Annotated in this window: 11 protein-coding genes and 1 pseudogene; 7 read left to right on the top strand and 5 right to left on the bottom strand. The window is 71.1% G+C overall.

Going from position 1 to position 10,106, the window contains the following annotated elements; translation table 11 throughout:
- Window positions 1-718, top strand: a 718-nt coding sequence (locus ACYVE9_RS08060; RefSeq protein WP_461027046.1) for a trypsin-like serine peptidase, incomplete at its 5' end; no start/stop codon positions are given.
- 160 nt (window positions 719-878) lie between these two features.
- On the opposite strand, the gene ACYVE9_RS08055 is transcribed toward ACYVE9_RS08060, so the two are convergent.
- From ACYVE9_RS08055 to ACYVE9_RS08045, 3 genes are all read right to left on the bottom strand, one after another.
- Window positions 879-2,477 (bottom strand): choice-of-anchor I family protein, encoded by a 1,599-nt coding sequence (locus tag ACYVE9_RS08055; RefSeq protein WP_461027045.1) that lies wholly within the window; start codon window positions 2,475-2,477, stop codon window positions 879-881.
- A gap of 160 nt (window positions 2,478-2,637) precedes the next feature.
- A complete protein-coding gene (locus ACYVE9_RS08050) occupies window positions 2,638-2,853 on the bottom strand; it encodes a DUF397 domain-containing protein (protein WP_461027044.1) in 216 nt (71 codons plus the stop codon).
- Window positions 2,850-3,680 (bottom strand): helix-turn-helix domain-containing protein, encoded by an 831-nt coding sequence (locus ACYVE9_RS08045; protein ID WP_461027043.1) that lies wholly within the window; start codon window positions 3,678-3,680, stop codon window positions 2,850-2,852. Before ACYVE9_RS08045 ends, ACYVE9_RS08050 begins: the two co-directional genes overlap by 4 nt.
- A 115-nt stretch (window positions 3,681-3,795) precedes the next feature.
- Here ACYVE9_RS08045 and ACYVE9_RS08040 point away from each other — a divergent pair, with 115 nt between their 5' ends.
- The 3 genes from ACYVE9_RS08040 to ACYVE9_RS08030 are packed head-to-tail and all read left to right on the top strand — an operon-like array spanning window position 3,796 to window position 4,438.
- Window positions 3,796-4,008, top strand: coding sequence for a hypothetical protein (locus tag ACYVE9_RS08040; RefSeq protein WP_461027042.1), 213 nt, complete (start codon window positions 3,796-3,798; stop codon window positions 4,006-4,008).
- Entirely contained in the window at window positions 4,005-4,223 is a 219-nt protein-coding gene (locus ACYVE9_RS08035) for a hypothetical protein (RefSeq protein ID WP_461027041.1), read from the top strand. Before ACYVE9_RS08040 ends, ACYVE9_RS08035 begins: the two co-directional genes overlap by 4 nt.
- The gene (locus ACYVE9_RS08030) at window positions 4,220-4,438 is read left to right on the top strand and encodes a hypothetical protein (protein ID WP_461027040.1); all 219 of its coding nucleotides are present in this window, start codon (window positions 4,220-4,222) and stop codon (window positions 4,436-4,438) included. Before ACYVE9_RS08035 ends, ACYVE9_RS08030 begins: the two co-directional genes overlap by 4 nt.
- Before the next feature lie 370 nt (window positions 4,439-4,808).
- Here ACYVE9_RS08030 and ACYVE9_RS08025 read toward each other — a convergent pair whose 3' ends face one another.
- Window positions 4,809-6,782: an NACHT domain-containing protein gene (locus ACYVE9_RS08025; RefSeq protein WP_461027039.1), complete on the bottom strand. Its 1,974-nt coding sequence runs from the start codon at window positions 6,780-6,782 to the stop codon at window positions 4,809-4,811.
- Between the two features lie 269 nt (window positions 6,783-7,051).
- A complete protein-coding gene (locus ACYVE9_RS08020) occupies window positions 7,052-8,368 on the bottom strand; it encodes a helix-turn-helix domain-containing protein (protein WP_461027038.1) in 1,317 nt (438 codons plus the stop codon).
- Between the two features lie 218 nt (window positions 8,369-8,586).
- On the opposite strand from ACYVE9_RS08020, the gene ACYVE9_RS08015 reads away from it, so the two are divergent.
- The 3 genes and pseudogenes from ACYVE9_RS08015 to ACYVE9_RS08005 all read left to right on the top strand — a co-directional run.
- Window positions 8,587-9,300, top strand: coding sequence for a DUF4232 domain-containing protein (locus tag ACYVE9_RS08015; RefSeq protein WP_461027037.1), 714 nt, complete (start codon window positions 8,587-8,589; stop codon window positions 9,298-9,300).
- A gap of 122 nt (window positions 9,301-9,422) precedes the next feature.
- The gene (locus ACYVE9_RS08010; protein ID WP_461027036.1) at window positions 9,423-9,674 is read left to right on the top strand and encodes an SCO4848 family membrane protein; all 252 of its coding nucleotides are present in this window, start codon (window positions 9,423-9,425) and stop codon (window positions 9,672-9,674) included.
- Window positions 9,675-9,707: 33 nt separating this feature from the next.
- Window positions 9,708-10,106: pseudogene (locus ACYVE9_RS08005) on the top strand (metallophosphoesterase); the annotation flags it as partial.

The raw sequence follows: 10,106 nt of genomic DNA, 5'->3' as shown, positions 1-10,106 counted from the left end.
GGCCCTCGACGCGCCGTCCGACGTCGGCGCGCTCGCCTTCCCGGCCGGCGGCGGCCCCTGGACCGGCGGCGGGGACGTGGTCACCACCGCGGGACGGGTCTTCTTCACCTACGGCGGGCGGACCGCGTCCTGCTCCGGCAACGCCGTCACCAGCGCCAACCGCAGCACCGTCATCACCGCCGGGCACTGCGTGCGGATGGACGGCGCCTGGCACACCAACTGGGTGTTCGTACCCGGCTACCGCGACGGCCAGCGCCCCTACGGCACCTGGGCCGCCACCAGCACCCACGCCACCGCGCCGTGGGTCGCGAGCGAGGACATCAACCACGACGTCGGCGCCGCCGTCGTCGCCCCGCTGGACGGGCAGCGGCTCACCGACGTCGTCGGCGGCCAGGGACTGGCGTTCAACACCGGCTACAACCGGGACATGTACGCCTTCGGTTTCCCCGCCGCCGCGCCCTACGACGGTGAGAAGTTCATCTACTGCAGCGGCCGGACGTCCCGCGACTTCCTGCTGTCCCGCAGCCACGGCATGGTCTGCGACATGACCGGCGGGTCCAGCGGCGGCCCCTGGTTCACCGAGTTCGACGAGGCCACCGGGCGCGGACTGCTGTCGTCGGTGAACAGCTTCAAGTACAACTTCCTGCCCAACCGCATGTACGGCCCCTACTTCGGACCGGAGGCGCAGACCCTCTACCAACAGGCCCAGGCCGGCTGACCCACCCGGCTCGGACCCACCGGCCCCCGCAACCCCGCCAGGGTTGCGGGGGCCGGTGCGTGCGCGGCGACGCGACAGGACCAGCCCAAGCGGGTGCGCCCGGGCGTGACGCGGACCGCACCCGTCGGCCCGTGTCACGCCCGGCGTGCCCCGCGGCGGCTCAGCCGACGCGGTAGACGGCGGTGGTGCCGGAGACCTCATGGCCGACGACGAGCAGCGGGTCGCCGGTCGGGCTGTCCTTCGCGGGGATGAACAGCAGGCCCTCCGGTCCCAGGTCCCCGGCGGTCCCGGCGGCCGGGTCGCCGGTGAAGTCGCGGGAGTTGACGTGCCCGGCGAACTTCGGTGCGCGCGGGTCGGTCAGGTCGTAGGCGACGATGCCGCCGGCCCGCTCCAGGCCGACGAAGGCGTACGAGGTGCCGCGCACGGTGCCGGTGGTGACGCCCTCCGGCTCGGGCCCCTTGTTGTCGCTGCGTCCGTCCGGCTCGTTCTCGGTGTGGTTGGTGTTGAAGTGGGCCGGGTTGAGCCGGGCGGTGAGTTGCTCCAGTTCGTCACCCGAGTCCCACAGCAGCCGTCCGCGGCTGTCGCGCACCGACAGCGACCGGCTGCCGAACGCGTGCAGTTCGGTGACGCGGCCCTGCGCGTCACGCGGTGAGGCCGAGCTGACGTTGAGGCGGCCCAGGGCCGCGTCCCGCTGGAGTTCGGCTGCGTTCGGGAACGCCTTCGGCGAGAGCTGGAGGGACTTGACCCGCACCTCCTCCTCGAAGCAGCCCCACTCGCGAGCGTCGCCCTCGTTGGCGGTCACCAGGAAGTTTTTGCCACGGGAGGAGAACGCGGCAACCGCGTCCGGCTGGTACATGCCCTTGACCGGCCAGTTGCGAATGTGAGCACCGCCGTCCCGGTCGGAGGCGTCCAGACCGTTGCCGGGCGCGCTGTGGTCCTTCAGCCCCAGCGGAACGACCTTCTTCACGCGGGCCCGCCGCAGGTCCACGACGGCGAGCGCGTTGTTCTCCTGGAGGGTGACCCAGGCGGTGCGGCCGTCGGCGGAGACCGCCACGTACTCCGGTTCCAGGTCCGAGCTGGCGGAGGCCCCGGGGCCCGTGAGACGCACCCCGGCCTTGCGGAGCTGCTTCTCCTTGCCGTCCCACTTCCCGAACCCGGCGGTGCCCCCCCCCGCGCCGCGCAACCGCCCGTCGCGTCCCCGGTCCAGATCGACGACGCTGACCGAACCGGCGGGGTCGTCGGCCTCCGCCGCACAGTACGACTCCGGTTCGCCCTCGTTGGCGACGACCAACCGGTCGCCGCGCGGGGTGAAGGTGACCATGTCGGGCAGCGCGCCGACCCGCACGTCGCGCAGATGCCTGCCGTCGGCGGCACGGAAGAACGCCACCGTGCCACGGTCGGTCTTGCGGTCGGCCTGCTGGGCCACGGCCACCAGGCCGTCGTGCACGGCGACGCTGTTGGCGCCCGGCGTGGCCAGCTGCGCCACGCGCCGCGGCTGCGACGGCCGGGTGAGGTCCAGCACGTCGACCGTGCCGGCCTGGGCGTTGACGGTGAAGACGCGGCGGGTGGCCGGGTCGTATGCGGTGATCTCAGCGGCGCCCTCGTCGAACGCGCCGCTCTCGTACCGGCCCAGCAGGGAGAGGTGGAGCGGCTTGCCGTCACCGCCCTTCGGCTTGGGGGCCGCTGTGGCGGGCGGGAGAGCGGTCGCGCCGAGGACGGCGGTGATGGCGACGACAAGGAGCCGGGTGCGCTGCTTCATGGTCGACGAGCGTGGCCGTGACCCGCTCCCGGCGGGTGAACGGCGGCAGCAGCGGCGGTGAACAGCACGGCAACAGCGGCCGGACCGGTGGGCGGGCCGTGTACCTGCTCCGCAGCCCGAGCGGCAGGCTGCGGGGCAGGTACACGCGTGTCACACGGGGTCAGACCGACCGGAAGCCGTCACCCCGGACACCAGTCACGAACGCCGCCCAGGCCGACGAGCCGAACACCAGCGCCGGCCCCTCCGGCGCCTTCGAATCCCGCACGGGGACCACCCCGGGGAACCCGTCGGCGACCTCCAGGCATTCGCCGCCGTTGTTCCCGCTGTGGCTGGACTTCCGCCAGGCTCCCTCAGGGACGCGTATGAGCTCGGTCATGAGTGACATTCCTTCAGGACGGAGTCGATCAACGGGGCTGTCTCGTCCGGAGCCAACGCCGTCGCCTTGAGCAGATCATAGGCTTCGGACGCCTCCTCGACTTCGTCCCGATCGGCCAAAACGTAGCCACGGGGAAAGCCGTCCACATGGACCACGTCCCCGCCCTCACCGAACGACAGGAGCCCGAACGGACTGCTCCAACCGTGATAGGGCCGTCCCCGCTCCGCGATGATCTGCACGACGTGCGGGGGCGTCTGAGCGACCTCGCGCAGTCGAAGCAACTGCTCGACCATCACGTTGGCGTCACCGACGGTTCGACGCAGCACGCCCTCGTCCAAAATCAGCCAGAGCCGGGGCGGCTCCGATCGCTGGAGGATGTGCTGCCGTTCCATCCGAGCCGTCACCAGATCGTCGAGATTCGTCGGGCGGCCCGTACGCAACACGGCCCGCGCGTACGCAGCCGTCTGCACGAGGCCCGGCACCAGTTGCGGATGGAACATGCTGATGGCCGTGGCCGTGAGTTCAAGCTCGACGTACTCCCGGAACCAGGGCGGGAACGCATAGCGCAAGGCCAACGGCCAGAGCCGCGCGAAACGGCCGCCCGCGCCGGGAAAGACCCGGTCACAGGACTCCGCGAACTCCCTGTGCGGCACTCGCTGTCCGGCTTCGATCTTCGCGACCAGCGAGTAGCCGCAGTTCGCGGCTTTCCCGAGCTCTGCTCGCGAAAGCCCCAACCGCTCACGCTCCAGCCGCACCTCTGCCCCGAAGTGGGCAAGTGCCGAGGCAGCCGGGTCGTTCGCAGCAATCTGGTCTCGTTCCACTCGCATGACGCAGCGCGCCCCCTTGGACAGTCGTGCTTGTCCAGCCTTACCCCCTTCCCGAGCATAGGAGCACAGGGCGACGCTGGGTGCACAGAAAGTGAAAACGACTCCGAGGTGCACCATGCCGTTTCCCCCACCGGATGCCTCCGACCTGCGACGCGTCGCTGACGCGGCCCTGGCCGGGATCACACCCGCGCTCGCTGCCCGAGACCTGGAATGGCTGACGCCTCCGGCGCCGCCCCGCGAACCCTTCAGGATCACCGGACCGGACGCGTTGACCGCCGACGACTGGCACCGCGTCCTGATCGGCCTGCGCCACCGGGTGAACCGGTGATCGCCGCCGGGAGGACGGGTGAAGCCGCCTGCGCCGCCGACGAGTTGACGGCCGCCCTGACCGCGGCCGGAGTCCGGGTCACCGGTACGGGCGTGGAACCGCTGGTGTGGGACTGCCCGACGGACGGCCCGGTGCGCCTCGTCGAACTGGGCAGCGCCCGGCCGACGGACGTGCGCCGGCTGGCCGCGATCGTCCGCGCAGGGGCACGCGGATGACCGGCCGGGAAGGGCTGGAGATCGTGCGGGACGTGGCACGCGACGAGGTGGGCGTGATCGTGGTCCGCGGGCCCGCCCACGTGGTCATGCGCCCGATCGGCGGCGGACCGCACTGGCAGGCGGCACTCACCGACATCGGACCCGTCACCCGCCCCGAACTCCTCCGAGCCAAGCTCCGCGACCTCAACCACCACAGCGTGCGGGGCCGCCCGTGAGCAGTCGGCCCGCTGACCGTGCTGGGTGGCGCCGGGCGGCGCCATTCGCCCCCGTCCTGGCCCCCGCCTCCGAGTTCAGTCACCGGTTCGATCGTCACGCCACTCCGCCCTTCCGGCACTGCCGCAGTAAATGCGTACACCTCACCCCTGCGGCAGTTGCGGACGCGTTTCCGCGATCGAGCATCCGTGTCAGCTCCCGTAGTCGTCTGCACTGATGTCCGAAGTCCTCTGCACACGCGTCGGCTGAGGTCGGCGACGGTCGCGCTCGTCCGAACTTCCCGTGCACTCGCCTACGAACGCGCGGGTCACCTGTGCAGACGACTTCGGACATTGATAGTCCGGCGCAGTCCGGGAACGGTGCCTCCGTACCTCACGGCGCCGCACGGGCCAGGAAGCCCTGCAACTCTCGATGCCGAAACTGATAACCCGCACCCGCCGTCCGCATCAATCCCGCCTCGCAGCACCAATCGAGAAACCGCCCCAGCCGGAACGGCAACCACACCCCCTGCGCCCACCAGCGGCGGGTGCAGAGAAGAAGAGCCAGATACCGCGTACTGGCCACCCCGAGCATGAACCCGAGCACGAGCCCGAGCACGAGCCCGGCCGCGAACCCGAGCGCGACCGTGTGCCCAACCCCGATGTCGGCCGTGAGCCCGTACACGACCCCGAACACGAACCCCTCGAACGCACACACCACGAATATGAACGCGAACTCACCGCGAAAGTTGCCCCGCGGCGTCCCCCCGCTCCCAACTGCGCCCACGAGCACGCCCGCGAGCCCGAGCCCGAACCCCATCCCGGCCTTGAGCCCGAACACGAGCCCGACCACGATCCCGACCACGACCGAGAGCACGAGGTCCGCCACGAGCCGACGGCGTCCCGCTGAGGTCCGCACGGCCGTCACATCCACCCGCGCAGGCATGGGCCACCAAACCCTGGCAGAGGCCACGACGGCCAGAATCAGGAAACTGGACACCAGCAGCCCCCCGGGCCAGAACCCCCCAAGCCCCAGGGCAAGCAGCGGTGTGGCGGTTAGGAGGGCGTGGGTGTTGCGGGGGTGGTGGGTGCCGGCCAGGGGCCACAGTTCATGGAGAACGAGGTCGGTGCCCGGCAGTCGGCGTCCGCCGACGGTTCGGCCGGTTTCGGTGTTGGTGTGCAGGTAGGCGGCGAGGACGGTCAGCCAGGCGCGGACCTGGTCCGGTGTGTATGCCGCTGGGGTAGTGGAGGCTGTGCCTGGGGCGCCGCTGTCGGAGGTCAGGGTGGCGGCTGGGATCAGTAGGCCGTGGAGGTGGTCACGGACCTTCTCCACGGTGTTCAGGGCGGGGTCGAGGAGTTCGGTGGGGTAGCGGTCCCAAGTGCCGTCCGGGCGGCGCCGGTCGTAGACGGCGGCGGCGACCGTCAGCCGCCAGGGAGTGGACAACGCGCCCGCGAGCGGGCCGTCCGGGTCCTGCGCGATGGCGTCCAGGACCGGCTCCCACCGCCCGGCCCCGGCGATCCGCGTGGTCAGGAAGTCCCACGCCGCTTCCGCGGTGACGGGGCGGAGGGTGATACGGGCGGCGTCCTGCGCCCACGCCCCCTCCCCTTCCAGCACCTCGTACGGGGTGCTGCGGCAGGTAACGATCAACTGGCCCGGGATGGTGCCGTCGAGGTAGGCGTTTATCCGCCGCACCGCAGCAGCCGCGCGTGAGACGCGGGCCGGCCTGGCTGCCGGTTCGTCTTCGTCCATCTCGTCCAGGCCGTCCAGGACCGGCAACACCCGCCGCGCCATGACCAGTGCCTGGGCGGCGCGTGGCTTCAGCCGGTAGTCACGGACCAGACGGTCCGCGACCCACTCATCCAGGGTCTGCCGGTCGGGCTCGAAGCCGGACAGCGCCATGCGCACCGGTACCGCCTCCCCGCCTTCGCGGTCGTGCAGCAGATGCAGCATCAAATGCACCGCCAGCACCGTCTTCCCCGCACCGGACGCACCCGTCACCACCAGCCGTCCCGGGCGCAGCCGCCGGTAGTAGCCAGCGATCTGGTTCAGGGTGCCAGTAGGGGCGGCGCCGTCGGCGTTGTGCGCCGGAGTGGGCGTGAAGTCGAAAGCGACATCGATCGTGCGAATGGTGCCGCCCAGCAGCTGCCGGTGGGCCTGCTCTTCCTGACGCGCCACCACATCAGCGAGCCGGTCCGCGAGGCCGGCGGTATCGGTGTCCTGCCACACCAACGTGCGGCGGGCCATCAATCCGGCCCACACCGCAGCCACCAGCCCGCCGACCCCCACCAGCCCCCCGACCGGGTCGACGTCACCAGTTCCCGCCCAGAAGACCACCCACACCAACACCACGGCAGCCACCACCGCCACCGAAGCCCACACCCACCCGAACCCACGCCCCGACCCCATGCCCCCATCCTTACCCAACCCACCCGCAGCACGCGCCCGGTGCACCAATGAAGGCACCGTCACACACCTCGCCGCTGTGAGTTCGCAACACGGTCACGAGCGGGTCTTCTTGAGGGGTCTGTGGCAGATGAGGCTGCGGGCGAGGGAGACGAAGGCGTCATGAAGGTCGGTGCGGCGTACCCAGCGGACGGCGAGGCGCGCACCTGCGAGCGCGAGTCGGCACCCGGCGGTCAGTCCTCGCCCTCGAAGAGGGACGGAATCCACTCGCTGGCGCCCAGGGGGAAGTCGTAGCGCGGGCGTCCGGCGGCTGAGCTGGTGCGGAAGGGCCTGCCCGCGTCGTCCACCCGGAGCGTGCCCTGCCGCCCGTTGCTCGTCCAGCGGAGCTCCAGGTGCCAGCGCACGTCGTGTGTCGTCGTGTGCGCGGTGACGAACAGCACCTCGGGGTCAGCCGCGCTGACCGTGTAGGGGAAGCCGCGTTGGCCCGCCTTCGGCACGGCGCCTGGTCGGGCCGCGTCCAGGTCGACGTCGAAGGACCTGGTCTCGATCCCGCCGCCGCATCCGACCCCCATGGTGTAGGCGTTCCAGTCGAGTGGTGAGGCCTTGCCGACCACCCGCACGTCGAGGGACTGGATGACGACGGTGGCCTCGTTCCGCCCCTGGACCGTCAGTTCCACCAACTGCCCGTCCGCGGCCACCGCTCCCATTGCGTGCACCCAGCGTCGGGCGTCCTGTTCGAGTGGCGGCGACTGCACCTGCTCCGGCTCCCGGTCGACCAGGTACGCCTGGGCACAGGGGTGTTCCCAGACGTTGGAGCGGACCGATACCGTCAGCGGCGGCCCGTCCGTGGCCGCGCGGTCGCCGGTTCTGCGACGGTCGTCGCCCGGCGTGGTCGGGCCGGAGAGCGCGGTGTCCGGCTTGGCCCGCGTTGCCGAGCCATCGCTGTCCGCATTCGAACCGGACGGGGACGGGGAACCGGTATTCGGCTGGGAGACCTCGGTCGGGCCTGCGCTGGCCTCGGACGGGGAGCCGACTGCCCGGGTCCGGTTGTCGTCCGTCACCGCCGTCCCGCTGATCCGGTCCACGGCGACGGCGGTGCCGGCCAGGACCGCCGTCGCCAGCGCGACCGCCAGAACCGCCCGTCGCCTGCCGTGCCGGCCGGACGGCCAGGTACGTCTGATCGGCTTGCAGGCCGAAGGGCCGGTGGGAGACGGGTCGGTAGGTGACGGGTCGCCGGTTTCCGTCGGACGACTCGGGGCGGGTGGTCTGCCGAAGGTGGCAGCGGCTCTGCGGTCACTTCGCCGTGACGCGTCCGCGACGATCCACAGCCGGTGCAGCTCGACCAGTTCCTCCGGCGTCGCTCTGCACACCCTCCCCATGCGCTCGACCGGGACGAACTCCGCCGGCACCGATTCGCCACTGCAATAGCGGTGCAGCGCGGACGCGCTGAGGTGCGACCGCTTGGCGAGCACCCCGTAACTCAGTCCCGAGCGGTCCTTCAACTCACCCAGCAGCGCGGCGAACTCGTTCTTCTCGCCCGGTGCCCCCATGAACCCATCCCCTCCGGGTGTTCCAGGGGGCGGCCATTCCCCCAGGCCAGAGCCGGTGCGCGCATCCCAGCGTCCCGATATCTCCCAGGCGTTGGCAGGTGGGACGGAATGCGGCACAAGCTGCGGTCATCAAAGCACGCCACGACCGGCGACCAGCCGGGAGTACGGCGCTGTTCACCTGTCGGCGCACGACCGGCACTTCACGAAACGGATGACCCATGTCTGTCTTCCTCCGCACCCGTAAGCCGCTGCTCGCCGCAGTGACGGTCACCGTCGCCGCCCTGTCACTCACCGCCTGTGCGAGCGAGACGGGATTGCGGACCGAGAGCACCAACACTCCGCAGCCCTCCATCGGCAGCGGCACGGCGTCGATGGCCGACAGCGACACCATGCCCGTGGACGACAGCGACACCGCCTCCGTGACCGACGAGTCCTCGTCTGCTTCCGGTGGCAAGCGTCCGACCGGCGAAGCCGGCACCGGCCCGGCACGGACGACGTCTGCGGCGAACAGCCGGGTGGCGTGCACCGGCAGCAACACCCGGACCACCGCCAAGCCGTTGTCCCGCCCGTTGAACCACGTGCTGCTGACCGCCACGAACACCGGAAGCCGCGTCTGCGACCTCTACTACCACCCCGCGGTCCGCTTCGACGAGGCGCAGTCCGTGCCGCCCGCCATGGAGCACACCAAGCCGCAGGCGGTCACCACTCTGAAGCCTGGAGAGTCGGGTTACGCGGTGGTCATCACGTCTTCGGCTGACGGCAGCGGCGGGGACGGCCGGATCGCCAGCAAGCTGCGAGTGGGATTCTTCGACGCCGACCGGCGGAGCGTCGGTCCGGTGGCCACTCCGCGGCTTCCCGCCGAGGGTGTGCACGTCGACGAATCGGTCCGGGTCGGCTACTGGCTGCCGTCCATCGAGGCCGCCCTGTCCTGAAGCAGCACCCTCGCGCTCGGCAACGGACTCCGAGCGCGCCGCTCGCCGGAGAGGGGGCCGCTCACCCGGGCCCGCCTCCCCGGCTGCGAGCACCCGGGACGAGCCCCCGCATACTGGACGGCATGAAGCTCAGCCGCCCGGTGTCCTGGTTCCTGCTCGCCTTCGGCGTGTGGTCGTGGTTCATCTGGATCACGTTTGTCAAAAACTTGTGGAATGACGCCAGCGGACTCGCGTTCGACGAGTCGGGTGATCCCACCGGGTACTTTTGGGTGCACCTGCTGCTCGCGATCGTCTCGTTCGTCCTGGGCACGGTGATCGGCGTCATCGGTCTGCGCGGGGTCCGCGCGCTGAGGCGCACGGACGAACGTCTCTGAGTCAACGTCCTGCTGGGGCGGGGAGGACCGGTCATGGCCGTATTCATCGTGGTCGCACTGTCGATCCTGTGCGTCTTCGGTGCGGTGCACTGGTACCTGTGGCGGCGCCTGGTGCGGGACGTGTCCGCGCCCGGCGGCTGGTACCGGCGCGTCGGCACGGTGCTGATGGTCGCACTGCCGGTCGTGATGGTCGCCGCCCAGCTGTCGGGACGCTCCGAGCTGCCGTTCGTCGTGCAGCAGATCCTCGCGTGGCCGGGCTTCATGTGGTTCGCGCTGCTGGTGTACCTGCTCCTCACCCTGCTGGTCCTGGAGCCGCTGCGCCCGCTGGCCAGGCGGCTGCTCGCCCGGCGGGCGCGGGGCCGGGAGCAGACGGAGCGGGACCCCGGGCAGCGGCTGACATCCGCCGAGGAGGTGCCGGCGACCGTGGGCGCG

The sequence above is a fragment of the Streptomyces sparsus genome, assembly GCF_054776295.1.
Note: the sequence above shows the minus strand (reverse complement) of the source record. Positions and strands in the feature narration are given on the sequence as shown.